At 70.2% G+C, this 24,010-nt stretch carries 27 protein-coding genes; 17 read left to right on the top strand and 10 right to left on the bottom strand.

All coding sequences use genetic code 11. The features are described from left to right. Positions 1-54: 54 nt before the first annotated feature. Positions 55-618, top strand: coding sequence for a WHG domain-containing protein (locus AB0M48_RS20820; RefSeq protein ID WP_363844301.1), 564 nt, complete (start codon positions 55-57; stop codon positions 616-618). Here the strand turns inward: AB0M48_RS20820 and AB0M48_RS20815 are convergent. Beyond that, positions 569-967, bottom strand: coding sequence for a VOC family protein (locus tag AB0M48_RS20815; RefSeq protein WP_363844298.1), 399 nt, complete (start codon positions 965-967; stop codon positions 569-571). The genes AB0M48_RS20820 and AB0M48_RS20815 overlap by 50 nt on opposite strands. 62 nt (positions 968-1,029) lie before the next feature. Here AB0M48_RS20815 and AB0M48_RS20810 point away from each other — a divergent pair, with 62 nt between their 5' ends. Further along, complete coding sequence (locus AB0M48_RS20810; protein WP_363844295.1) at positions 1,030-2,001, top strand: YafY family protein; 972 nt, start codon at positions 1,030-1,032, stop codon at positions 1,999-2,001. Between the two features lie 312 nt (positions 2,002-2,313). Here the strand turns inward: AB0M48_RS20810 and AB0M48_RS20805 are convergent, their stop codons facing one another. Beyond that, a complete protein-coding gene (locus AB0M48_RS20805; RefSeq protein WP_363844292.1) occupies positions 2,314-2,751 on the bottom strand; it encodes an Lrp/AsnC family transcriptional regulator in 438 nt (145 codons plus the stop codon). Between the two features lie 103 nt (positions 2,752-2,854). Here AB0M48_RS20805 and AB0M48_RS20800 point away from each other — a divergent pair, with 103 nt between their 5' ends. Then, positions 2,855-4,126 carry an ArgE/DapE family deacylase gene (locus tag AB0M48_RS20800; protein WP_363844289.1) on the top strand — a complete coding sequence of 424 codons (1,272 nt, stop codon included), beginning with the start codon at positions 2,855-2,857 and terminating at the stop codon, positions 4,124-4,126. On the opposite strand, the gene pip is transcribed toward AB0M48_RS20800, so the two are convergent. Beyond that, a complete protein-coding gene (pip, locus tag AB0M48_RS20795; protein WP_363844286.1) occupies positions 4,111-5,091 on the bottom strand; it encodes a prolyl aminopeptidase in 981 nt (326 codons plus the stop codon). The two genes, AB0M48_RS20800 and pip, sit on opposite strands and share 16 nt — an antisense overlap. Positions 5,092-5,276: 185 nt before the next feature. On the opposite strand from pip, the gene AB0M48_RS20790 reads away from it, so the two are divergent. Further along, positions 5,277-6,452 carry a hypothetical protein gene (locus AB0M48_RS20790; RefSeq protein WP_363844283.1) on the top strand — a complete coding sequence of 392 codons (1,176 nt, stop codon included), beginning with the start codon at positions 5,277-5,279 and terminating at the stop codon, positions 6,450-6,452. Here the strand turns inward: AB0M48_RS20790 and def are convergent. After that, entirely contained in the window at positions 6,392-6,970 is a 579-nt protein-coding gene (gene def, locus AB0M48_RS20785; protein ID WP_363844280.1) for a peptide deformylase, read from the bottom strand. The two genes, AB0M48_RS20790 and def, sit on opposite strands and share 61 nt — an antisense overlap. Positions 6,971-7,018: 48 nt before the next feature. On the opposite strand from def, the gene AB0M48_RS20780 reads away from it, so the two are divergent. The 4 genes from AB0M48_RS20780 (at position 7,019) to AB0M48_RS20765 (ending at position 9,829) form a co-directional block, all read left to right on the top strand. Beyond that, positions 7,019-7,423 carry a helix-turn-helix domain-containing protein gene (locus AB0M48_RS20780; protein WP_363844277.1) on the top strand — a complete coding sequence of 135 codons (405 nt, stop codon included), beginning with the start codon at positions 7,019-7,021 and terminating at the stop codon, positions 7,421-7,423. 532 nt (positions 7,424-7,955) lie between these two features. Further along, positions 7,956-8,216 (top strand): pentapeptide repeat-containing protein, encoded by a 261-nt coding sequence (locus AB0M48_RS20775; protein ID WP_363845157.1) that lies wholly within the window; start codon positions 7,956-7,958, stop codon positions 8,214-8,216. Positions 8,217-8,295: 79 nt separating this feature from the next. Continuing rightward, positions 8,296-9,276 (top strand): agmatine deiminase family protein, encoded by a 981-nt coding sequence (locus AB0M48_RS20770; RefSeq protein WP_363844274.1) that lies wholly within the window; start codon positions 8,296-8,298, stop codon positions 9,274-9,276. Between the two features lie 7 nt (positions 9,277-9,283). Next, on the top strand, positions 9,284-9,829 hold the full coding sequence (locus AB0M48_RS20765; protein ID WP_363844271.1) for a TetR/AcrR family transcriptional regulator: 546 nt from the start codon (positions 9,284-9,286) through the stop codon (positions 9,827-9,829). Here the strand turns inward: AB0M48_RS20765 and AB0M48_RS20760 are convergent. The 3 genes from AB0M48_RS20760 to AB0M48_RS20750 form a co-directional block, all read right to left on the bottom strand. Beyond that, positions 9,826-10,590, bottom strand: coding sequence for an alpha/beta hydrolase (locus tag AB0M48_RS20760; RefSeq protein ID WP_363844268.1), 765 nt, complete (start codon positions 10,588-10,590; stop codon positions 9,826-9,828). The two genes, AB0M48_RS20765 and AB0M48_RS20760, sit on opposite strands and share 4 nt — an antisense overlap. A gap of 82 nt (positions 10,591-10,672) precedes the next feature. Next, positions 10,673-11,122 (bottom strand): hypothetical protein, encoded by a 450-nt coding sequence (locus tag AB0M48_RS20755; protein WP_363844265.1) that lies wholly within the window; start codon positions 11,120-11,122, stop codon positions 10,673-10,675. 61 nt (positions 11,123-11,183) lie between these two features. Then, positions 11,184-11,717, bottom strand: coding sequence for a helix-turn-helix domain-containing protein (locus AB0M48_RS20750; protein WP_363844262.1), 534 nt, complete (start codon positions 11,715-11,717; stop codon positions 11,184-11,186). 85 nt (positions 11,718-11,802) lie between these two features. Between AB0M48_RS20750 and AB0M48_RS20745 the strand changes: the two genes are divergently transcribed. Continuing rightward, positions 11,803-13,008 (top strand): FAD-dependent monooxygenase, encoded by a 1,206-nt coding sequence (locus AB0M48_RS20745; protein WP_363844259.1) that lies wholly within the window; start codon positions 11,803-11,805, stop codon positions 13,006-13,008. An 11-nt stretch (positions 13,009-13,019) separates the two neighbouring features. Here the strand turns inward: AB0M48_RS20745 and AB0M48_RS20740 are convergent, their stop codons facing one another. After that, positions 13,020-14,678, bottom strand: a complete 1,659-nt coding sequence (locus AB0M48_RS20740; RefSeq protein ID WP_363844256.1) for a M14 family metallopeptidase — start codon at positions 14,676-14,678, stop codon at positions 13,020-13,022. A gap of 105 nt (positions 14,679-14,783) precedes the next feature. Here AB0M48_RS20740 and AB0M48_RS20735 point away from each other — a divergent pair, with 105 nt between their 5' ends. The 5 genes from AB0M48_RS20735 (at position 14,784) to AB0M48_RS20715 (ending at position 17,904) form a co-directional block, all read left to right on the top strand. Further along, positions 14,784-15,506, top strand: coding sequence for a class I SAM-dependent methyltransferase (locus tag AB0M48_RS20735; protein WP_363844253.1), 723 nt, complete (start codon positions 14,784-14,786; stop codon positions 15,504-15,506). Between the two features lie 4 nt (positions 15,507-15,510). Continuing rightward, the gene (locus AB0M48_RS20730) at positions 15,511-16,110 is read left to right on the top strand and encodes a DinB family protein (protein WP_363845154.1); all 600 of its coding nucleotides are present in this window, start codon (positions 15,511-15,513) and stop codon (positions 16,108-16,110) included. Positions 16,111-16,115: 5 nt separating this feature from the next. Beyond that, complete coding sequence (locus AB0M48_RS20725) at positions 16,116-16,772, top strand: DinB family protein (protein WP_363844250.1); 657 nt, start codon at positions 16,116-16,118, stop codon at positions 16,770-16,772. Further along, positions 16,765-17,340: a pyridoxamine 5'-phosphate oxidase family protein gene (locus tag AB0M48_RS20720; protein WP_363844247.1), complete on the top strand. Its 576-nt coding sequence runs from the start codon at positions 16,765-16,767 to the stop codon at positions 17,338-17,340. Before AB0M48_RS20725 ends, AB0M48_RS20720 begins: the two co-directional genes overlap by 8 nt. Positions 17,341-17,403: 63 nt before the next feature. Next, complete coding sequence (locus AB0M48_RS20715; protein WP_363845151.1) at positions 17,404-17,904, top strand: pyridoxamine 5'-phosphate oxidase family protein; 501 nt, start codon at positions 17,404-17,406, stop codon at positions 17,902-17,904. On the opposite strand, the gene AB0M48_RS20710 is transcribed toward AB0M48_RS20715, so the two are convergent. Continuing rightward, entirely contained in the window at positions 17,881-19,167 is a 1,287-nt protein-coding gene (locus AB0M48_RS20710; protein WP_363844244.1) for a M20/M25/M40 family metallo-hydrolase, read from the bottom strand. The genes AB0M48_RS20715 and AB0M48_RS20710 overlap by 24 nt on opposite strands. A gap of 446 nt (positions 19,168-19,613) precedes the next feature. Next, a complete protein-coding gene (locus AB0M48_RS20705) occupies positions 19,614-20,441 on the bottom strand; it encodes a M55 family metallopeptidase (protein WP_363844241.1) in 828 nt (275 codons plus the stop codon). Positions 20,442-20,521: 80 nt separating this feature from the next. On the opposite strand from AB0M48_RS20705, the gene AB0M48_RS20700 reads away from it, so the two are divergent. From AB0M48_RS20700 to AB0M48_RS20690, 3 genes are read left to right on the top strand one after another with little or no spacing between them, the layout of a single operon-like run. After that, positions 20,522-22,243: an ABC transporter substrate-binding protein gene (locus AB0M48_RS20700; protein WP_363844238.1), complete on the top strand. Its 1,722-nt coding sequence runs from the start codon at positions 20,522-20,524 to the stop codon at positions 22,241-22,243. Further along, complete coding sequence (locus AB0M48_RS20695; RefSeq protein ID WP_363844235.1) at positions 22,244-23,194, top strand: ABC transporter permease; 951 nt, start codon at positions 22,244-22,246, stop codon at positions 23,192-23,194. It abuts the gene before it with no gap. After that, positions 23,191-24,009, top strand: coding sequence for an ABC transporter permease (locus AB0M48_RS20690; RefSeq protein WP_363844232.1), 819 nt, complete (start codon positions 23,191-23,193; stop codon positions 24,007-24,009). The genes AB0M48_RS20695 and AB0M48_RS20690 overlap by 4 nt, the downstream gene beginning before the upstream one ends. The last annotated feature ends 1 nt before the right edge of the window (position 24,010 follow it).

Below are 24,010 nucleotides of genomic sequence, written 5' to 3'. Positions count from 1 at the left end.
AGGCTTACCTAGAGGTCCTAGGCAAATCATTAAGGACCCTAGGAAGGGTGACGGATGGCACGAGCGGGGCTCACGGCCGACCGCCTCACGCAGGCGGCGGCGGACCTGGCGGACGAGGTCGGCTTCGAGAACGTGACGGTGTCCGCGCTGGCCCGGCACTTCGGGGTGAAGGACGCCTCGCTCTACTCGCACATCCGCAACGCCCAGGATCTGCGCGTCCGCTTGGCCGTCCTCGCGCTCGCGGAACTCGCGGACCGGGTGGCGGAGTCGATCGCGGGCCGTGCGGGCAAGGACGCCCTGGTCGCGTTCGCCTCCGCCTACCGCCGGTACGCCCGCGAGCATCCCGGCCGTTACGCGGCGATGCAGATCGCGCTCGACCCGGACGCGGCCGCCGACAGCGCTTTGAAGCACGCCGAGATGACCCGCGCGGTCCTGCGGGGCTATGAGCTGTGGGAGCCGGAGCTGACCGATGCCGCCCGGCTGCTGCACAGCACGTTGCACGGGTTCGTCTCGCTGGAACGCTCCGGGGCGTTCCACAGCCACCCGCGCGGGGTCGAGGCGTCGTGGCTCAGAGCGCTGGACGCGCTGGACTCGGTGCTGCGGGCCTGGCCCTCCTGAAGAAGTTGACCAGGTTGCCGTCGGGGTCGCGGACCAGCAACGACCGGTTGCCCCACGGCATCGTGGTGGGTTCCTGGACGACCTCGACGCCGGCCAGTTCCGCGTGCACGCCCTCCACGTCGTCGACCTCGAACTCGATGATGACGCTGCGGTTGGCACTCGGCTCGGCCGAGCCGGCGGCGAACAACGCCACGGTGCGGACGCTGCCGATCGCGAGGGTCGCCGTCGGGGTCGTGATCTCGGCGAAGTCCTCGCTGGCCCAGGTCGCCCGCACGCCCGTCGCTCGTTCGTAGAAACCGGCGAGGCGGGCGACGTCGGCGGTGATGACACGGATAGATGCGAAGTCCATGGCCGCACGCTAAAAGCGATACCGGACAGAAACCGCCCGGTATGTGAGAGAGAATTTCGGCCATGCCCCGGCCGATCGCACGCGTGCTCTCCTTGTTGGAGCTCCTCCAATCCGGAGGCGTTCGGACGGTGGCGGAACTCGCCTCACGGCTCGAAGTCGACGAACGCACCGTGCGCCGGTACGTCGGCCACCTGCTCGACCTGGACATACCGGTCGAGTCGGTGCGCGGACGGTACGGCGGCTACCGGCTCGCTCCCGGTTACCGCATGCCGCCGTTGATGCTCAGCGACGACGAGGCGCTGGCGGTGCTGATCGGCCTGGTCACGGGTCCGATGACGGGCACCGCGAGTGAGACGGCGGCGGCGAAGGTCCGCCGCGTGCTGCCCGCCCGGCTCGGCGGCAGGCTCGACGCCGTGCTCGGCTCGCTCGCCTTCACCAGCCCGCCCGGTTCGCCGGCCACCCCGGAGGCTTCGGTCCTGCTCGCGCTCGCCGACGCGGTGACCCACCACCGGCCAGTCGCGATCCGGTACACCGCCGCTGACGGCCAGCACAGCGAACGCACGCTGCACCCGTACGGGCTCGTCGCCCACTCCGGCCGGTGGTACGTGACCGGCGCCGATCCCGCGATCGGTGAGGACCGGACGTTCCGGCTCGACCGCATCGCCACGGCCAGGACGCTGCCCGGCTCGTTCGACCCGCCCGGTGATCTCGATCCGGCGCAGCGGGTCCTGACCGGGCTCGCCACCGCTCCGCACCGGCACGAGGTGACACTGCGGATCCAGGGGACCGTCGCGCAGATCCGCACCCGGCTGCCCGCGAGCGTCGCCGTGGTGGAGCCCCTCAGCGACGGCTGGTCGCGGGTCGAACTGCGGGTGGAACGGCTCGACTGGCTGCCCGGTGTGCTCGCCTCGCTGGACCTGCCGTTCGTCGTCGAGAGGCCGGACGAGCTGCGCGGTCTCGTCGCGGCGCTCGCCGGGAGACTCCTGAAGTCGGTTGCCCGCGGTGGCTGTGACGACCTGGCCTCGCCGTCATGATCGACAGAATCGAGTCCGTGGTCCGCGCGTGAGCGCGTCCCTGTACGACCACGCCGTCGCGCTGCACAGTTCGTCGCCGCCGCGCTCGACCCGTACTCTGGCCTGCTCGCGACGGACAACGACGAACGTGACATCCCGCTGATCCGCACCATCGGTCTGTCTCCAACTACTTCGGCCCGATGGCGGCTCGCGCGCTGCGGCGCCGCCGTGACGGGACCGAGGCGTTGATCTGGCTCGGCGACCGCACGGCCGGGTGGGGCCGTGACTACGTCGTCGAGGAGGTCGTCGACCACACCGGACAGCTGCTGAAAGCTACAGGCGGGGCCTCGTCAGCAGCCGGGACAGCACGATCGCGCTCTCGGTCCGGTCCACGGGAGCGGTCGAACGCACGCGCTGGATCGCCTGTTCCAAATGCGGGATGTCCCTGGCGAGCATGTAGAGCATCGCGTCGGCGGCGCCGGACACGGTGCACGCCTCGATGACCTCGGGAATGTCCTCGAGCGCCTTGCTCAGCTGGGCGGGGGTGGGATTGCCCTTGCAGTAGATCTCGACGAACGCCTCGGTGTGCCACGCCAGCGCCTGCGGATCCACCAGCGCGCTGAAGCCCCGGATCGCTCCGGTGGCGACCAGCCGGTCGAGGCGTCTCTTCGCGGCGGACGGTGACAACCCGGCCACCTTGCCGATCTCGGCGTAGGTGGCACGGGCGTCGCGCAGCACGCACCGGATGATCGCTTCGTCGATGGAGTCCATGCGCAAATATTCGTCGCCCCGCCCTGATCTTTGCAAAGAACTCAGGGTTAGAAGCTGGTTCTCGTGATTGTTGGCCTTCTCACGCGAACCTACTGTCCGGCTGGTGACCATCAATGATGTCGAGGCGGCGGCGCTGGCCGCGGTGGACGAGGCCGCGATCGGCCCGCTCCTGCTGGACCTGCTCGCGGTGCCGAGCGTGACGGGCAGCGCCGCGGAGTCCGAACTGCAGCACGTGCTGGCCGGGCACCTGGAACGGATGGACCTGGACGTCGATCTCTGGTCGATGGACCTGCCCCAGCTGCGCGCGCATCACGACTTCCCCGGCGGCGAGGCACCGCGCACGGAGGCATGGGGGCTGGTGGGCAACACCCGTCCGCAGGGCGACGGGCCGACGTTGATCCTGCAGGGACACGTCGACGTCGTCCCGCCCGGCGACCTGGCCCAGTGGAAGGGAGATCCCTTCCTCCCGCGGGTGAAAGGAGACGTCGTGCACGGCCGCGGGGCGTGCGACATGAAGGCCGGGGTGGTGGCGATCCTCGCCGCGCTGGCCGCGATCCGCGCGACTCGGGCGACGCTGCGCGGCCAGGTGTCGGTGCACTTCGTCGTCAGCGAGGAGGACGGCGGGCTCGGGGCGTTCGGCACCCTGCAGCGCGGCCACACCGGTGACGCCTGCATCATCACCGAACCGACCAGTGGCGCGCTCATGATCGCCAACGGCGGTGCCCTCACGTTCCGCATCGAGGTCCCCGGCCAGGCCACCCACGGCAGCACGCGGTACGCCGGCGTCAGCGCCATCGACGCCTACCTGCCGATCCACGCCGCGCTCGCCCGGCTGGAAACCCGGCGCAACGCCGGCGCCGATCCGCTCATGGCCGCCTACCCCGTTCCGTACCCGCTGTCGGTCGGCACGCTGCAGGCCGGTGACTGGGCGAGCAGCGTGCCCGATCTGCTGGTGGCCGAGGGACGTCTGGGCGTGGCGCTGGGGGAGGAGCCCGCTCAGGCCCGTGCGGAACTCGAGGCGTGCGTGGCCGAGGCCTGCGCGTCGGACCCGTGGCTGCGAGCCCATCCCGCCGTCGTGACGTGGCCCGGCGGCCAGTTCGCCAGCGGCCGGTTACCGGCAGGGCATCCGCTCGCGGCGCTGGTCGGCGATGCGCACGCCGACGTCACCCGGACTTCGCGTCCCGCCGAGCAAGGCGCGCCGTACGGCAGTGACCTGCGCCTGTACGCGGGAGCCGGGATCCCCACCCTGCAGTACGGGCCCGGTGACGTTCGGCTCGCGCACGGTCCGCAGGAGCAGGTCTCCGTCAGCGAGATCGTCACCGTCACCCAGGCCCTCGTGCTGGCCACCCTGCGGACGGTCTACCCGACGCTCTGATCCTGGGCGAAACGGTCGGTGGCGGCGATGATCGCCGAGGCCAAGCTGCCACCGCCGTGACCGGTGTCTTCGAGGACCACGAGCTCACTTCCGGGCCAGGCCCGATGCAGTGCCCAGGCAGTGCTGAGTGGACCGCTGACGTCATAACGCCCGTGGATCAACACCCCGGGAATCCCGTGCAGCCGCTCGATGTTCCGCAGCAGCTGCCTCTCTTCGAGGAAGCAGCCGTGGGACCAGTAGTGGGTCACCAGGCGGGCGAAGGCCAGCTGGAACTCCGGCTCGGCGACGGACAGGAACGGCTCGGCGTCGGGCGCCAGCGACATGTGCGTGTCCTCCCACAGGCACCACTCGTGTGCGGCCTTGGCGCGGACCTCGGGGTCGGGATCGTGGAGCAGCCGGCTGTAGGCGGCCGCCAGGTCGCCGTCGCGTTCGGCGGACGGCACGACGTCGCGGAACCGTTCCCACTCGCGCGGGAAGACGCGGCCCATGTCACGGGTGATCCACTCGGTGTCGCGGCGGTCGCCGTCGGTCACGGCCGCGAGCACCAGTTCGGTCACCCGCTCCGGGTGTGCCTGCGCGTAGGCGAGAGCGAGTGTGACGCCCCACGAGCCACCCTCGACCAGCCAGCGCTCGATGCCCAGGTGGACCCGCAACGCCTCGATGTCGGCGATGAGGTGCTGGGTGGTGTTCGCCGACAGGTCGACGACGGGTTCGGTCGCGGACGGGGTGCTGCGCCCGGCGTTGCGCTGGTCGAACAGGACCACGCGGTAGCGGTCCGGGTCGAACAGGCCCCGCATCCTCGGCGAGCTTCCCGATCCGGGTCCGCCGTGCAGCGCGACGGCCGGTTTGCCGTCGGGGTTGCCCGACACCTCCCAGTACAGCGAATGACCGTCGCCGACCTCCAGCATGCCTGACTCGTACGGCTCGCTCAGTGGATAGCGGCGGTCGTCGGATGTGGTCGTCATACGGCCCATGATCGCCCACTGCCTTCCCCGCCGCGGACGAGGTTGCACACGCCAACGGAACTCCAAGCCTCCTGATTCTGACCGCCGATAATGTTCACTTATCGGCGGTCAGGATTTCGGTGCCCAATTGAGTAGCGTTTCGTTGGATAACGTTATTGCACACGTAATTCTGCTACGATATCTACGTGGAGACGAGCTGTAACTTCCCCGGCTGCGAGCGACCTGTTTTCCGAGGTGGCGGGCCCGGCAGGCCCTCGGAGTACTGCGACCTGCCCGAGCACACGCGCTGGCGGGCGTGGAGGGAGCGGCAGCGGCTGGCGGAAACCCCCGAGCAAAACCTGGAGGTCGTCACCGTGACGAATCTCCCCAGGGTCTCCGGTACCGCCAAGATCAGGGCTGAAGAGCTCCTCGACCGGTTTCGGGTGCTGTCGGAGCAGATGACGCAGACCCTCGGCAGGGCTGTCGGCGAGCTGAACGCGATGGCGGACCCGAGCGTCGCCGAGAGCCTGGTGCAGGCCGCCGAAGCCGAGGCGGCGCGACGGGTCGCGGAGGCCCAGTGGGAACTGGCCTCCGCCGAGCAACGCCGGCACGAGGCCGAGCGCGCCCGCAAGGCCGCCGAGGAGACCACCGAGCAGGCGGTGCGGGCGGCGGAGGAAGCCGACGACGCCGTCGACACGGCGGTGACGGAGCGGGACGAGGCTCGGCAGGCCGCACGTGACGCCGTCGCGAAGGCCGAGGCGGAGATCGCCGAGGCCAGGGTGCAGGCGGCGGCGCTGATCGAGGAGATCCGGGCCGAGGCGGAGCAGGCCAAGGCCGATGCCGTGAAGCACGCCGAGCAGGCGCGGCGGCAGGCGGCCAAGGAGATCGAGCAGGCGCGCGCCGAGGCTCAGGCGGAGATCGCGCGAGCCCGTGCCGAGGCCCAGACCGAGATGGAACGTGCTCGGGCCGAGGCGCAGGCTGTGGTCGAGCGTGCCGAGGCCGAGGCGGCTGCCTCGAAGCAGGCCGCCGAGCAGGCTCGCAGCGATGCGGCGGCACAGGTGGAGCAGGCGCGCGCGGAGGCGGCGGAGACCGTCAGCCGGGCCGCGAAGGCTCGTGACCTGGCGGTGGTGCGGGCGGAACGCGCTGAGCAGGCCGCCGCGGACGCCCGCGCCGAGCTGGAGCGCTCACGCGGCGAGTTCGAGACGCGGTTCGCGCAGCTCAGGCAGGAGAGCGCGGAGCAGGTGGCGGCGGTGCGGCAGACGCTCGCGGTCGTGGAGGACGCGCGCGCTCAGACGTTGACCAGGGCCGAGCGCGCCGAGCGTCAGCTGGACGAGGCGGCGGAGGAGCTTCGGGCGGCGCGGCGGGCGAAGACCTCGTCCTGAGAGGCGGCCATCTCGCGCAGCGCGGACTTGCGTTCGCGCTGCGTCAGCCGGTCCAGGTAGAGCCTGCCGTGGAGGTGGTCGGTCTCGTGCTGCAGGCAGCGGGCGAAGTAGCCCCGGCCCTCGACGACGATGGGATTGCCGTCCTTGTCCTGGCCGCGCACGACGGCGCGGTCCGGACGGGCCACCACGCGGTACGGGCCCGGCACGGACAGGCAGCCTTCCGGTTCTTCGAGCAGCGTGCGCTGCTCGGCGGGCAGCTCGTCGAGCACGGGGTTGAGGATGTGGCCGGTGTGGCGGGTCCCCCACTCGTCGGTCATGTCCCACACGAACAGCTGCAGGTCGACGCCGACCTGGTTCGCGGCGATGGCGGCGCCTTCAGCGATGTGGTTGGTGGCGAACATGTCGTCGATGAGCCGGGTGAGTTCCGGCGTGCCGAACTCGGTGGCCTCGCGGCAGCGGCGGGTCAGGATCTCTTCGCCCACGACGGTGATGCGGCGCGGCGTGCCTCGATCGGACATGCTTTGCAAAGTAGCAGCCTTTGCAAAGTTTTCGGTAGGGTGCCTTCCATGTCTCGACGGCCGCTTCCGGACCATCCCGTGCGCATCGCGTTGCTCGACCTGCTGGCCGAGCACGGCACGCTGACCTCCACCCAGGCCGCCGCACGGCTCGGGCAGAGTTCGGGGCTGTGCTCGTTCCACCTGCGCCGGCTCGCCGAACTGGGCCTGATCGAGGAGGCGCCGCACCAGGGAGGCAAGGCCCGTCCGTGGCAGCTGCGGTGGGAGACCGAGGACGCGCCGGCGACGGACGAGTCGTTCAGCGCGCTCATCCACGTGACGCCCGACGAGATGGCGGAGATCGGCGCGTCGATCCGGCGGTTGCTGTTCCGCTACCGCGACCGGGGCACGCGGCCGGCGAACGCGGTGGCCGTCACGGCGGAGATCCGGTTGCTCAACGGCGACCCAGTAGGCTGATCCGCGATGGACGAGCTGAAAGGCGACTGCGCCAACTGTTTCGGGTTGTGCTGCGTCGCGCTGCCGTTCGCGAGGTCGGCGGACTTCGCGGCCACCAAGGACGCGGGCACGCCGTGCAAGAACCTGCTGGCCGATCACCGGTGCGGCATCCACGACAAGCTGCGGTCGAAGGGCTATTCCGGCTGCACCGTCTACGACTGCTTCGGCGCGGGTCAGCGGGTGTCGCAGACGGTGTTCGCGGGCGTCGACTGGCGCACCGCCGAGCGGCAGAAGATGTTCACGGTGTTCCCCGTGGTCCGGCAGCTGCACGAACTGCTCTGGTACCTCGCCGAGGCGGGCCGCCTCGACCCGCACCACGACCTCACGCAGGCCTTCGCCGAGGTGGAGCGGCACACGGTCGCCTCGCCGGAGGACATCCTGGCGCTCGACGTCCCGGAGATCCGGGCGAAGGTGAACGTCCTGCTGCTGCGCACCAGCGAACGGCTGCGGACCAGTGCCAGGTCGTACCGGGGCGCGGACCTGATCGGCGCGGCTGCGCAACAAGAACCTGAGCAACGCGGACTTCCGCGGTGCCTACCTGATCGGCGCGGACCTCACGAACTCCGACCTGTCGCGGGCGGACATGATCGGTGCCGACCTGCGGGGTGCGGAGTTGTCGGGTGCGGACCTGAGCACGTGCCTGTTCCTGACCCAGCCGCAGGTCAACGCCGCGCGAGGCAACGCGAAGACGAAGCTGCCCGCCGCGTTGTCGCGGCCCGCGCACTGGACGGCCGAGCCCGCCAGGCGTCGCTGACGTCTCCCACGGCACCGCGAAGGCCACTACCAGCGGTTGCCGATTGACTGAAATTTCAGTCAGGTATACCTTGGCGCGTATGTCGTGGGTGATGCCCGAGGAGGGGCAGCCGCATCGCCGGACGTGGATGGCGTTCGCCGCCGACGAGCGGATCTGGGGCCGTGACCTGCTGCCCCGGGTTCGGCGCGACCAGGCGACGATCGCGACCACGATCGCCCGGTTCGAGCCGGTGTCGATGCTGGCGCGGGCCGAGGACCTGGAACTGGCCCGGTCGCTGATGCCGGGTGTCGAGCTGGTGACCGCGGAGATCGACGACCTGTGGATGCGGGACACCGGGCCGGTTTTCGTGCGCGGTGGCGGGGCGGTCGGCTTCAACTTCAACGGCTGGGGCGGCAAGCAGGAGCACCGCCGGGACGCGGAGGTCGCCGGGTTCGTCGCCGAGCGGGCCGGTGCCGAGCGGGTGCGCACGGACCTGGTGCTGGAGGGTGGTGCGCTGGAGGTCGACGGTGAGGGCACGGCGATCATCACCGAGAGCTGCGTGCTCAACGGCAACCGCAACGCGGGCTGGCGCAAGAGCGACGTCGAGCAGGAGCTCGCGCACCTGCTCGGGATCAGGAAGGTGATCTGGCTGCCGGGCATCGCCGGGCGCGACATCACCGATGGGCACACCGACTTCTACGCGCGGTTCGCCGGGCCCGGTGTGGTGGTCGCGGGGCTCGACAACGACCCCGAGTCGTTCGACTACGACGTGACGCGCCGTCACCTGGAGATCCTGCGGTCGGCCACCGACGCCGCGGGCAGGCCGTTGCGGGTCGAGGTGATGGAGGGACCGGAGACGGTGCGGGTGCGTGACGAGGACTTCGCGGCCGGGTACGTCAACTTCTACGCGTGCAACGGTGCGGTGGTCGGACCGGAGTTCGGTGACCGGCGGGCCGACGCTGCGGCGAAGGCGACGATGGAGCGGCTGTTCCCCGGACGTGCGGTGGTGCAGATCGACATCGACGGCATCGCGTCGGGCGGGGGCGGCATCCACTGCACCACCCAGCAAGAACCCAAGTGAGGGCTTTGTGTCGGAGCGCAGGACCCAGATGCTCGAGGCCGCGGTGCGCGTGATCGCGCAGGACGGTGTGCGCGGGTTGCGCGTCGAGAAGCTCGCGGCCGAGGCCGGGGTGTCCACGGCGTTGATCTACTACCACTTCAAGGACCGCGCCGGGATCCTGCGTGCCGCGCTGGAGCACGTGAACCACCGGGCGCAGTCCTGCACCGGCGACGGGGAGACCGGCGATCCGCGCGCACGGGTCGTGCAGATGCTTCTCGGCGAGCTGCAGGACACCGCGTTCGTGCGGGAGACGAGCGTTGCGTGGGGTGAGCTGCGGGCCAGCGCGGCGTTCGACGAGGAGCTGCGCGCGACGTTGCGCTCAGCGACCGATGCGTGGAACGCCGACGTGGAAGCCCTGGTGTGCCAAGCGAATCCGGAGGTCGACGCGGCGGCGGCCGCCGAACGGCTCACCGCGCTCGTCGAGGGGCTGAGCGAGCGCTGGCACAGCGGCTCGCTGACCCTGCAACGCGCGCGTGAGCTGCTGGCCGGCGCGATCGCCCGCGAGCTCGGTTAGACCGACAGCCGCTGCTGGGCGACGGCGCGTGCGAAGCCCTCGACGTTGTCGATCATGATGTTGTGGCCGGTGTTCGGCACGGAGACGAGCTGCACACCGGACGCGGCGAGTTCGCGGCCGCCGCTGGGCGGTGCGTCCTCGGGGTGCAGGAAGACGCGCGGGATCTCCAGTTCCAGCAACAGCTTGCGCATCGTGGGTGATGTGCCGCGGACGAGGTCGACGGCGCTGCGGTAGAGGGCTTCGCGGCCGGCCATGCGCATGGTGGCGGCCCAGTGCGGGCCGACGTCGCGCAGCACGCGGTCGAAGCCATGGCTCAGGAAGTCCGCCTCGCCGTAGGCGGCGATGCCGCGGCTGCCGGGCGCGCCGAGCGACGGGGTGTGGGGGTCGATGTGGGGGTCGACGAGCACGAGCGAGCGCACCATCTCGGGGTGGCGTGCGGCGAGCACGATGGCGACGGCGCCGCCCATGCTGTGGCCGATGATCTCGCAGCGGCGCAGCCCGATCTTCGCGAGCGCGACGGCGAGGGCGTCCGCGTGGCCTTCCAGCGAGTAGGCGAAGCCGGCGGGGCGGTCGCTGATGCCGAAGCCGAGCATGTCCATCATGAGGCTGCGACGCCCGGCCAGCAGCGGGTGCGCGACGGCCTCGGCGTAGTAGGGAGCCGACGAGGCGCCCAGTCCGTGCAGGTAGACGCGTGCCGGCGTGGCACCCGGCACTTCGACCCAGCGGATCCGGACCCCAGGTCTGATCTCGACGGCGCGCATGTCTCTCCCGGCGGTTAATCGGTTTCCGGACCTTACCCCGCGCTCAGATGGGCCGAGCGCGGTTTCGAGAGTCCGTTCTCATCTAGTCGACGAGCCGCGCGGACACCACTGCGAACAGCAGCGTCACGGCGGTGAAAACGAAGGTGTAGCTGAATCCTATGGCGGCGTGCAGAGGACGTGATCTTGCTCCCTCGCACAGGTGCAGCTGCCAGTACCCGGCGCCGAGACCGAAGATCAGCCAGGGCACCACGACCAGTGCCGGCGCGGGCTCGCCCAGCAGGCCGCTGATCAGGAGCGGCGTGCTCGCGGTGATCACGCCGGTGGTGACGGCCGTCGGCCAGGGATGGTCGGCCGGTTCACCGGACACGCGCCCGGCTGCGATCGCGATCACGGCCGCGAGGACGGCGGCGGTGATGGGAACGGCGGGCAGCCAGGCTTCGAGGGAGCCGGTGACCGGCACGAGGGCGATCGTGATCAGCAGCACGGCGGCGGTCGGCGTCAGCGGCAGCACCCAGGCACGGCGGAGGGGCACCGCGTGATGTTCGTCCTTCGCGGCGCCGGCCGACAGCGACCGAACGGCGGCTTTTGTGGAGCTATACGCCCAGGGCGGCGCGTGCGGCCGTCACGGTGGCCGCGCGCAGCTCCTCGACGGGGGTGTCGGGGAACTGCATGGTGCAGTCCTGCATGCCGCCGAACGCCAGCACCGCGCGTGCCTGCTGCTCCAGGGTCGCCTCGGGGCCGAACACGAGCCGGGTCAGGCGGGCGCGCCAGGACAGCACGACGTCGATCAGGCCGAGCTCGGCGAGCGTGGTCAGCTCGGTGAGCAGCAGCATCATGTCCTTGCGGTGGCGGTGGTGGAAGTCGAAGAAGCCCTCGATCAGCTCGACCGGCTGCACCTCGTCGCGTTCCTCCATGCGTGCGAGGAACCCCTCACCGTCGTCGAGCAGCGGGGTGACGATGCTGCGGATGAGGTCCTCGCGTGAGGCGAAGTGGTAGTAGAGCGCGGGTTTGGTGATGCCGAGGCGGTCGGCGATGTCCTGCAGGCTGGTCTGCTGCACGCCCTGATCTGCGAACAGCTCTCGGGCGGTCTGCAGGATCCGCTGCTTGGTGTCGCTCTGTCGTGCCACGGGCGGAATCTTACTTAACAGTCGGTAAGTCGTGGTGCTAGAGTCGGCCGCATGACTTACCGACCGTTAAGTAAGGGGCTGTGAGGTGCGCATACTCGTTTCCGGGGCCAGCATCGCCGGTCCGGTGCTCGCCTACTGGCTGACGCGGCACGGGCACGAGGTGACGGTGGTCGAGCGGTCGCCGGTGCTGCGCAAGACCGGCGGGCACGCGGTCGACCTGTTCAAGCCGGCCATGGACATCTCCGAGCGCATGGGCGTGCTGCCGCGCATCGAGGCCCTGGCGACCGGGACCACGCGGCTGACGTACCTGCGGGAGGGCACGCGCAAGCCGATCAGCGCCGACGTGACCAAGTTGTTCGCGGCCGCGTCGGACCGGCACGTCGAGATCATGCGCGACGACCTGAGCGAGATCTACTACGACGCCACGCGCGCGGACGTCGAGTACGTGTTCGGCGACTCGATCGCGTCCATCGGTGACGAGGTGGGCTTCGAGGTCGGTGCGCCGAGGCGGTTCGACCTGGTCATCGGCGCGGACGGGCTGCATTCGAACGTGCGGCGGCTCGTGTTCGGCGAGGTCGGCAAGACGTTCGTGGGCGCGTATCTGGCGGTGTTGTCCGTGCCGCGCGATCTGGGGGTGCCGGGCGAGATGACCGGGCACATCGGTCCTGGGCGTACCGCGGCGGTGTACGGCGCACGGCACCTGGACGACGCACGCGCGGTGTTCCTGTTCCGCTCGCCCGAGCTCTCCTATCACCACCGGGACACCGCACGGCAGAAGGAACTGCTGCGGGAGGCGTTCGCGGGGATGCACCGCGAGGTCGACTCGTGGCTGGAGCACCTGGACGGCGACGGGGCGTTCTACTTCGACTCGATCACCCAGCTGCGCGGGGACACGTGGTCACGCGGGCGGGTGGCGCTGGTCGGGGACGCGGCCTACTGCCCCGGCCCGGCGATCGGCGGGAGCACGAGCCTCGCGGTGCTGGGGGCGTACGTGCTGGCGGGCGAGTTGTCCACGGGCGCGGACCACCAGGCGGCGTTCGCGCGGTACGAGGACGAGATGCGCGACATCGTGCACGGCAGCAGGGCGTTCGCACTCGGCACGGCCAAGACGCTGATCCCGTCCACGCGGCTGGGTGTCTCGGCGCTCGTGAGAGGCGCGCACCTGCTGACGTCGTTGCCGTCGTGGCTGGTACGGCCGCTGGCCAAGCTCAACTCGAAAGGCGTGCGGATGCACGACTCGATGCGCGTGAAGGACTACGAGTGTCAGGGCGCCGGAACTCCGGCGCCCTGACACTCAGCCGGTCAGAACTGCAGGCTCCACTTGTCGAGGAATCCGGTGTCCTGGTTGGCGTTGTCGTTGACCCTCAGCTGCCAGGTGCCGTTGGCGACCTCGCTGGAGGCGTTGACGGTGTAGGTGGTGTTGATGTTGTCCGTGCCGCCGCCTGCGCGGTTGTGCAGGACGTAGACGGTGCCGTCCGGCGCCACCAGGTCCACCTTCAGGTCACCCTGGTAGGTGTGCTTGATGTCCACGGCGACCTTGAGGGTCGACGGGGCGTTGCCGGTCACACCGGACACCGTGATCGGGGAGTTGATCGTGGTGTTGTCCCTGATCTGGAAGTCCGCGGCGTTCTCGAAGAACTTGCCACCGGGGTCCGGCGGGGTGCCGCAGTACTGCTGCTCCTTGCCGATGGCCTCGTACGGGCAGTCGGCGCGTTCCAGCAGCTGCAGCACGGCCTCCTTGTTGCGGGCGGTCTGCGCCGGGATCACCTCGTCGGGCGGGTAGAAGCCGCCACCGCCGGCACTGCCGGGGTACATCTCGAAGGTGTAGGCGAAGATGCCCTGCGTGCCCCACAGCCAGTCGGGGATCGACCCGTCGGTGATGTACAGGTCGCTGGACTGCTCGGGCGTGTAGTTGTTGGTGGCCGCCATCTGCTGGCCGATGGTGGCGAACGTGTCGCGCTGGTCCTGCGTCAGGCCTGGTGCGACGTCGTCGTAGGTCCAGCCCCACGGCCACAGGATGAGCTCGCTGTAGGTGTGGAAGTCGATGGACGCGCCGATCTGCTGCTTGCCGCCGACGTTGCGGCTGCGCACGAAGTCGGCCACGACCTTCACCTCGGGCGCGGACTCCGCGCTCGGCCCGCGGTAGGTGTCGGAACCGGTGCTGCCGCTGGAACCGCCGCAGCAGCCCCACTTGTAGGCCCAGTTGCGGTTGAGGTCGGTGCCGACGTTGGCGGAACCGGCGTTGGGCTGCCGGTTCTTGCGCCACGACCGGTAGCTGCCGGTCGCGATGTCGTACTCGCCGCCGTCGGGGTTGACGTCCGGGATGATCCAGATCTCGCGGGTGTCCACGAGGCCCTTGATGCGCGCGTCGCTCGCGTACTGGGTCGTGAACTGGTTGATCAGGTACAGCGCCATCTCGACGGTGAGGTGCTCACGGGCGTGCTGGTGGTGCGTGAACAGCACCTCCGGCTCGGCCTCGTCGACACCGACGTTGTCGCTGATCTTGAGCGCGACGATGTCGCGGTTCTCGTAGGACTTGCCGATGACCTGCTTGCTGATCAGGTTCGGGTACGCCGCGACCGCGTTGTTGATCGCCGTCGTCATCTCGGCGTAGTTGTGGTAGTTCGAGTCGGCAGCGGGGAAGTCGAACGGGCCGATGGCCGAGTTCGCCTCCATCCGCTTGGGCAGCTCGGTGACCTCGAACCCCTGTGCCTTCAGGTTCTTGGCCTCACGCGCCGTCGCGGTGATCACGACGATGCCGTGCTCCTCGATCGAGTCGATCGCGGCACCGGACTTGGCGAGCTTGGTGCGCTGTTCCACCGTGCGCACGTTGCTGACCTGGTAGTTCGTCGACAGCTCCTCGGCGCCGGGGGCCGCGCCGGTGGGCACGCCCCCCATGGCGAACACGACGCTCGCGGCGACGGTGACCCCGATCAGGGGTCTGAGATGGCTCTTTCGCATGCAGGGCAACCCTTTCGAACCACGGCAGGGACATGGCTTCCGCAATGTGTAGTCCGTGTGAAGGCTCACTGTCATCCCGCCATACGTATGGGGTTACCTGGTGGGATGACGCGTTACGACGTTGTGGAGGCCACCTCGTACCGGGTGGCGCGCGAGATTTCGCTCGAGGGGTTGTCGTCGTGGCGGGACGCGGTGGCGCCCTGTTTCGTGTCGGGACGCGCGGTGCTGGACCTGGGCGCGGGGACGGGTTTGTTCGTGCGGGCGTTCGCGACGTGGTTCCCGGAGGTGTCGGTGGTGGCGGTGGAACCGTCCGCGGATATGAGGCAGGCGTCGGGGTTGCCGATGCTCGTCGGGGACGCCGGCGCGATTCCGCTGCCGGACGCGTCGGTGGACGTGGTGTGGATGTCGACGGTGGTGCACCACGTCCGCGACCTGGCCGCCGCCGGGGCGGAGTTGCGGCGGGTGCTGCGGCCGGGCGGTGTGGTGGTGCTGCGGTCGTTGTTCCGCGAGCGGCACGGCGGGATCGGGCTGTTCCGGTTCTTCCCCGAGGCCGCGCGGGCGCTGTCCGGGTTCCCGACGGTCGACGAGGTGGCCGGTGGCATGGGGTTCGCGGTGCAGCGGCTGGAGGCGGTGCCGCAGGTGACGGCGTCGTCGTTGGCGGACAAGGCGTCGACGTTGCGGCAGGAGGCGGACACGCTGCTGCGTTCGTTGTCGGCCGAGGAGTTCGCGGCGGGCCGGGAGCGGTTGCTGGCGGCGGCCGCGGTCGAGTCCGGGCCGGTGGTGGACCACCTGGATCTGCTGGTCCTCAAGACTGTCGGTGCTGTCTGAGACGCTGGTGCGTGTGGACGAGAAGACGCTGCTGCACCGGTATTTGAACGAGGCGCGCGAGGCGTTGCTGTGGAAGCTCGAGGGCCTGTCGGAGTACGACGTGCGCCGCCCGTTGACGCCGACGGGCACGAACCTGCTGGGGCTGGTGAAGCACGCGGCCGGGGTGGAGCTCAACTACTTCGGCCGCGTGTTCGACCGGCCGTTCCCCGACCCTCCGCTGTGGTCGACCGCGGACGCGTTACCGGCCTCGGACATGTACGCCGGGCCTGACGAGACGCGGGAGTCGGTCGTCGGCTTCTACGGGCGGGTGCGCGCGTATGCCGACGAGACGATCGCGGCGTTGCCGGTGGACGCTCCGGGGGTGGTGCCGTGGTGGCCGGAGAGCCGTCGGGCCGTGACGTTGCGGGAGGTGCTGCTGGACGTGATCGTCGAGCTGCACCGCCACGCCGGGCACGCGGACGTGGTGCGGGAACTGGTCGACGGCGCGGTGGGCATGCAGGACGGCAACACGAACATGCCGGCGGTGGACCGCGCCTGGTGGAGGGCGCACCACGCCCGGCTGGAGGAAATCGCCGCCGCGGCCGACCCCGCTCTGCGAGGGTGAGGGCCATGGCCTCTGATCCCAAAGCCGACCTGCACCGCTACCTGAAGGTCGCCCGCGAGTCCTTCCTGTGGAAGCTCGAGGGCCTGTCGGAGTACGACGTGCGCCGCCCGTTGACGCCGACGGGCACGAACCTGCTGGGCCTGGCCAAGCACCTGGCCGGTGTCGAGGCGGGCTACTTCGGTGACTGCCTGGGCCGCCCGTTCCCCGAGAAGCTGCCCTTCGACGTGGACGCCGACCCGAACTCGGACATGTTCGCCACCGCGGACGAGTCGCGGGAGGACGTGCTGGGGCTGTTCGCGCGGGCGACGGCGTTCGCCGACACCAGCATCGAGGAGCTGCCGCTGTCCGCTCCCGGTGTGGTGCCGTGGTGGCCGGAGGAGCGCAAGTACGTGACGCTGCACCTGCTGCTGGTCCACGAGATCGCCGAGGTGAACCGGCACGCCGGGCACGCGGACATCCTGCGCGAAGGGCTCGACGGGACGGCCGGGCTGCGCGCGGGCAACTCGAAGCTGCCGCGGCAGGACTGGCAGGCGCACTGGGACCGGGTGGAGCTGGAGGCGCGCAAGGCCTCCAGGCCAGGCGTGACCGCACGGCCGCGTTCAGCACCTGGGAATGTGGCTGACAGGTCCTGCGAGGCGATCAATACTGCTGAGCATGGGTAAGGAATACGATCGGATCGAGCCGCGGCTGTGGGAGTTCATCGAGAACCAGAAGGTGTTCTTCGTGGCCACCGCCCCACTGACGGGTGACGGGCACGTCAACCTCTCGCCCAAGGGCCGGCAGGGCACGCTGCGGATCCTCGACGACCGCACGGTGGCCTACCTGGACTTCGGTGGCAGCCACGCCGAGACGATCGCGCATCTGCGGGAGAACGGGCGCATCACGTTGATGTGGTGTGCGTTCGAGGGCCCGCCGAACATCGTGCGCGTGCACGGCCGGGGTGAGCCGGTGTTCCGCGACGATCCGCGCTTCGCCGAGTTGGTGGCGGGGTTCGGGGACGCGGACGGGCCGGCGTTGCGGGCGGTGATCGTCGTGACGGCGGAGCTGATCAGCGACACGTGCGGGTTCGCCGTGCCGTTCATGGACTACCGCTCGGAGCGGGAGCTGCACGCGGACTACTTCGGCCGCAAGAGCGACGAGGAGTTCCGCGAGTACACGAACAAGAAGCCGTACAACATCGCGAGCATCGACGGCCTGCCCGCCGTGGAGCTGCCGCTGCCTCCGCGCTGAGAAGTTCCTTCGGCGCGGATGTCGAGAACGTCGTCACGGCTCCGTCCCCAGGGCATGACGACGATGACGCAGAGCGAGATCACCGAGGTCCTGAACCGTCCGTACAGCAAGGAGCTGCTGCACCGCGACATGCTGCGGATGGCGTACGTGGCGAAGGACGGCACGCCGCGCGCGGTGCCGATCGCGCACACCTGGAACGGCGAGCGGATCGTGCTGTGCACCTCGACGAACGCGCCGAAGCTGCACGCGCTGCGAGCGAACCCGGTGGTGGCGCTGACGATCGACACCGAGGTGCACCCGCCGAAGATCCTGCTGATCCGCGGCACCGTCGAGCTGGACGAGGTCGACGGCATCCCGGAGGAGTACCTGCAGATGAACGGCAGCTACGGGATGAGCGCGCAGCAGCGGGTGGAGTGGGAGCGCGAGGTCCGCTCGCTCTACGACGGCATGGTGCGGATCGTGGTGACGCCGACGTGGGCGAAGCTGATCGACTTCGAGACGACGCTGCCCAGCGCGGTGCAGGAGCTCGTCGAGCGGCGGTCAGCTCGACAGGAAGCGGTCTAGGACGCGCACACCGAACTGCAGGCCCTCGACGGGAACGCGTTCGTCGACGCCGTGCGCCATGGCCCGGTAGTCGAAGTCCGCGGGCAGCCGCAGTGGCGAGAAGCCGTAGTTGTGGATGCCCAGCCGGCTGAACGCCTTGGCGTCGGTGCCGCCGCCCAGGCAGTAGGGCACGACGGCCGCGGCGGGGTCCTCGTCGCGCAGGGCCTCGGCCATCGCGGTGAACCACGGCGTGTCGATGGGCGCCTCGACGGGCGGCTGGTGCTCGAGGAACTCGCGGGTCACCCCGGGCGGCAGCAGCGAGTCGATGGTGGCGACGAGCTCGTCGACGGTGCCGGGCAGGGTGCGGACGTCGAGCTGGGCGGTGGCGGTGCCGGGGATGACGTTGACCTTGTACCCGGCCTGCAGCATCGTCGGCGTGGTCGAGCAGCGCACGGTGTTCTCGGCCAGTTTCGCGGCGGGGCCGAGCCGGGCCAGCGTCGCGTCGACGTCGTCGAGGTCGACGTCCACGCCCAGTGCCTTGCCGGCGCCGACGAGGAACGCCTCGACGGTCGGGGTGAGCCGCACGGGGTGCTGGTGTGCCGCGATCCGCGCCAGGGTGGTGGCCAGCGCCGTCACCGCGTTCTGGTCGTTGCGCCGCGACCCGTGCCCGGCGCGGCCGGTGGCGGTGAGCTTCATGTGCGACGTGCCGCGCTCGGCCGTGCCGATCGGGTACAGCCGCACGCCGTCGACGTCGTAGGAGAACGCGCCGGACTCGCTGATCGCGGCCTGCACCCCCGCGAAGTAGGCGGCGTGGTGCTCCACGAGCCAATGCGCCCCGTAGGCGCCCTGGTCCTCCTCGTCGGCGACGAAGGCCAGCACGACGTCACGGCGTGGACGGCGGCCCTCGGTGTGCCAGCGGTTGATCACGGCCAGCGTCATCGCGGCCATGTCCTTCATGTCGACCGCGCCCCGCCCGTGCACGTACCCGTCGCGGATCTCCCCGGCGAACGGGTCGAAGCTCCACTCGGCCGGATCGGCGGGCACGACGTCGAGGTGGCACTGGACCAGCACGGCGGGCAGCGACGGGTCGGTGCCGTGGACGCGCGCGAGGACGTTGGTGCGCCGCGGGGCCGGTTCGAGCAGCATCGGCTGCACGCCGTTGTCCTGCAGGAGGCCCGCGACGTGCTCGGCGGCCTCCCGCTCACCTGCGGATTCGCCGCCACCGCGGTTGGTGGTGTCGAAGCGGATCAGCTGTGCGCACACCTGCGCGACGTCCAGCGGCATGAATGCCACCGTATCCGGCGCCCTCGTGTGAAATTGTGACGGCCCTGTGCCGATCGTGATAGGGGAACACCGGTGCACCTGCAGAAGGCCCTGGACGGCCTCCCGCTCACCCGTCGCTGCCGCTGGACATGGTCCGCCGCCTGATCGCCTGGCGCCAGGGACTGGGTGAGGTCGGGAAGCGGCCGGACCTGACGCCCGAGCTGGCCGACGAGATGATCGACACCGGCTGGCACTGGTTGCTGCACTCGCCGGACTCAACCGCGCCCTGCCGGCGCCGCCCGGCTGCGGCTGGCCCGTCACCCCGACGCGGCCGCGCGGGCCGCGCTCGCCCTGCGCAGCGGCCGCGACACGGCCCGCGAGATGACTGGACCGCCTGCGCGGCGGCGGGGTCAGCGTGGCTGCCGCTGGAGCAGGGGGAACCGCTGCTGCTCCTGGCGGACCTGTAGTCAGCCGTAGAGGTCCTCGGTCGCGGCGGCCGCGACGTGCGTGACGACCTTGAACGCCTTCATCGCCTCGGTCATCGACGCGGCGTCGAACCCGACGCGGCGCACTCCGATCAGGTCGACGGTCGGCACGACCGCGGCGGCGTCGGCCAGGTGCGAGGCGTCGAACTCGACCTCGATGCGATGGGGGGCCACGACCCCGGCGCAACGCCCTGCGGAGGCCATCGCCGCGGTGGCCGCTTCTGTGATCTGTGAAGAAGTCACGGCGGGTGGCAGGCACACGGCCGCGTACCGCGACACGCACTCCTTGACGGCCACGGTCCACGCCGAGGCGGCGTAGGAGGCGGCGTCCTCGCACGTGAGGTCGTCACCGGTCACGAGCAGCACGGGAACGCCGTGTTCGGCGGCCAGGGCGGCGTTGAGGCGGCCTTCGGAGGCGAGCACGCCGTCGAGCCACACGCCGGTGATGGAGTTCTCCAGGTAGGTGTGCGCGAGCACGCCGCGGGTGCCCGCGGCCATGTGGTAGCCGAGAAAGACCACTCCGTCCACATCGGAGTCGATACCTTGCATCATCGACAACGGTTTGTGGCGGCCGGTGAGCAGGCGCGCCGACGCGTGGAGGTCTTCGAGCAGGAGGTTGCGTTGCGAGGAATGCGCCTCGTTGACGATCACCTGCTCCGCTCCGCCCGCGACGAGGCCGGTGACGCACGCGTTGACGTCCGCCGTGAACAGGCGCCGGAACCGTTGCCACTGCTCGGTACCGGGAACGACGTCCCCGGTCCAGGTGACTCCGGTGGCGCCTTCCATGTCCGCCGAGATCATGATCCGCACATCTCGGTAAGTTAGCGGTGGGCTGCTGGGGAAGAGGGGTTTTCGTGCGGGTGAAGTTGTGCGCATTGCTTGCGACAGCAATGATTTTGGGCCTTTCGTCGCCTCCGGCATCGGCGCAGCAGCCGGTGGTCCTGAAGGTCGCGATCGTGCAGCAGATCGACTCGATGAACCCGTTCCTCGCGGTGTTCCAGTCGAGCACCGAGATCGGCCGGTTGATGTACGACTACCTGACCGCCTACACCGCGGAGGACCAGTCGGTCACCGAGGGCCTGGCGAACAGATGGGAACAATCACCTGATCGGCTGACGTGGACCTTCACGGTCCCCGAGGGCAAGAAGTGGTCCGACGGCGTGCCGATCACGGCCCGCGACGTCGCCTTCACCTACAACCTGATGCTGTCCGACGAGGTCGCCAGGACCGCGAACGGCAGCTTCGTCGGCAACTTCGCCGACGTCTCCGCCCCGAACGACCGGAACGTGGTCATCCGGACCAAGACGCCGCAGGTGACGATGCTGGCGCTGGACGTGCCGATCGTGCCCGAGCACGTGTGGTCGAAGGTCGGCAGCATCAAGGACTACGCCAACGACCAGATGCCGGTCGTGGGCTCCGGGCCGTTCGTGCTGTCCGAGCACGTGCCGGGGCAGTTCATCAAGCTCAAGGCCAACAGGACCTACTGGCGCGGCGCGCCGAAGTACGACGAGCTGCACTTCGTGTACTTCCAGAACTCCGACGCCGCGGTGCAGGCGCTGGGCAAGGGCGAGGTCGACCTGGTCAACCGGATGGCGCCGGCGCAGTTCGACTCGCTGCAGGGCAAGGAGGGCGTCACCCGCAACAAGGCGATGGGCCGCCGCTTCACCGAGCTGATGATCAACCCCGGCGCGCAGACCCGCACCGGTGAGCCGATCGGCGACGGCAGCTCGGTGCTGCGCGACGTGCGGGTGCGCCGGGCCATCGCGCAGGCCATCGACCTCGACGCCCTGGTGGCGCGGGTGAACCTCGGCTACGCGGAGAAGGGCGCCGGTCTCGTGCCGCCGGTGTTCGGCAAGTACCACTGGCAGCCGTCCGCGGCCGAGCTGCGCAGGTTCGACCCGGCCGCGGCCGGCGCGGCGCTCGACGCCGCCGGGTATCCGCGCAAGGCCGACGGAACGCGCTTTCCGCTGCGGCTGATCGGCCGTGCCGGACGGGCCTACGACGAGCAGGCCAGCGAGTACCTCAAGCGGTCGCTGGGCGACATCGGCGTCCCGCTCGACGTGCGGCTGGTGTCGGACAACCAGCTCAACGAGTCCACCACCGCCGCGACCTACGACCTGGCGTTCTCGGGCTGGTCGACGAACATCGACCCGGACTTCGTGCTGAGCCTGCACACCTGCGCGCAACGGCCGGGCGCGGACGGCAAGGGCGGCACCACCGACACCTACTTCTGCGACGAGACCTACGACAGGCTCTACGCCGAGCAGCTCTCGGAGTTCGACGAGGCGAAGCGCGTCGAGATCGTGAAGCAGATGCAGGCGCGCTTCTACGACCAGGTGCCCGCCGTGGTGCTGGCCTACGAGAACGCGCTGGAGGGCTACCGGTCCGACCGCTTCGCGAGGTTCACCACGCAGCCCGCGCAGGGTGGCGTGATCATGGCGCAGAACGGCATGTGGGGTTACTACGGCGCCGAACCCGCGCAGCGCGCCGCGCGGACCGGGGGCATGGGGTGGGCCGGGTTCGCCGCGGCCGGTGCGGCGATCGCGGCGGTGGTGCTGGCGTTCGTGGTGCTGGCGCGGCGGCGCAAAGCTACGGCAGGGGAGCGCGAGTAAGTGCGTCTGGCCGGTCGGTTCGGTGGTGCCGCGCTCAGCTTGCTGATGGTGGCGGTGCTGGGCTTCTTCCTGTTCCGGGTCGTGCCCGGCGACCCCGTGGTCTCGATGACGCGCGGCCGTCCGACCACGGCGGCGATGCAGGCCGAGCTGCGCGCGCAGTTCGGCCTGGACCGTCCGCTGCACGAGCAGTTCTGGAGCTACTTCACCTCGCTGCTGCGGGGTGATCTCGGCACGTCGTTCACGTTCCGCCGCCCGGTCTCGGAGGTGATCGGGGAGCGGCTGGGACCGACGCTGCTGCTGGTGGGCACGGCGACGCTGATCGCGGTGCTGCTGGGGTTGTGGCTCGGGGTGCGGGCGGCGTGGCGTCGTGACTCGGCGTTCGACAAGGTCACGACGGGGGTGTCGCTGACGTTGTGGGCGGTGCCGACGTTCTGGCTGGGCATGCTGCTGATGATGGTGACGGGGGACCTGTTCCCGTCGCGGGGCATGCGCGACACCGACACGGCGCCGGACTTCGTGTCGCAGGCCCTGGACGTGGGCCATCACCTGGTGCTGCCGTCGGTGACGCTGGTCGCGGTGGTGTGCGCGGAGTACGCGCTGGTGATGCGGTCGTCGTTGCTGGAGGAGATGCACGCCCCCTACCTGACGACGGCCCGCGCCAAGGGCCTGCGCGACGACCTGGTGCGGCGCCGCCACGCCGTGCCCAACGCGGTGCTGCCGGCGATCACGCTGGTGTTCCTGCGGTTCGGGCTGGTGGTGGCCGGGGCGATCACGACGGAGACGGTGTTCTCCTGGCCGGGTCTGGGGCTGTTGTTCTACGACGCGCTGACCGGGCCGGACTACTTCCTGCTGCAGGGGCTGCTGGTGGTGACGGCGGGCGCGGTCGTGGTGATGAACCTGCTCGCCGACCTGCTGCACGGGGTCCTGGATCCACGGGTGAAGGTCGTATGAACAGGTTCGACAGAACCGGCCTCGCGGGTGCCGGAATCCTCGCCGTGGCGGCGCTGGTCGCGGTGATCGCGCCGCTGCTGATCGACGCGGAGTCGCTGGACGTCACGCGGGTGACGGCGGACGCGTGGCAGGGACCGGACGCCGGGCACTGGCTGGGCACCGACCACACCGGACGGTCGGTGGCGCTGTTGATGGCGCAGGGCACGGGCACGTCGTTGTTCGTCGGGCTGACGGCGGCGATCCTGTCGGTCGGGATCGGCACGCTCGTCGGGATCGTGAGCGGTCATTTCGGCGGCCTGCTGGCGGGGGCGTTGCTGCGGGTCACGGACTTCTTCCTAGTGCTGCCGGCGCTGGTGCTGGCGATCGCGCTGTCGACGGTGCTGCCGCGCGGGCTGGGCACGATCGTGCTGGCGATCGGGCTGACGAGCTGGCCGTCGACGGCACGGATGGTGCGTGCGCAGACGCTGACGATCGAGGCCCGTCCGTTCGTGGAACGCGCACGGGCGCTCGGCGGCGGGCACGTCCACGTCATCGGGCGGCACGTGGTGCCGTCGGTGGTGCCGCTGGTGCTGGTCAACGCGACGCTGGCGGTGGCGTCGGCGATCGTGGCGGAGTCGACGCTGGCGTTTCTGGGGCTGGGTGATCCGACGCGGATCTCGTGGGGCGCGATGCTGCACCAGGCCCAGCTGCACGGGGCGGTGCCGCAGCAGGCGTGGTGGTACCTGCTGCCGCCGGGTCTGGCGATCGTGGTCGTGGTGCTGGCGTTCACGCTCGTCGGGCGCGCCCTCGAAGCCGTTGTGACGCCGAAGAGGTGAA

Origin of the sequence: Lentzea sp. NPDC051208 (assembly GCF_040682435.1) — a bacterium.
Lineage (GTDB): Bacteria > Actinomycetota > Actinomycetes > Mycobacteriales > Pseudonocardiaceae > Lentzea > Lentzea kristufekii.
Note: the sequence above shows the minus strand (reverse complement) of the source record. Positions and strands in the feature narration are given on the sequence as shown.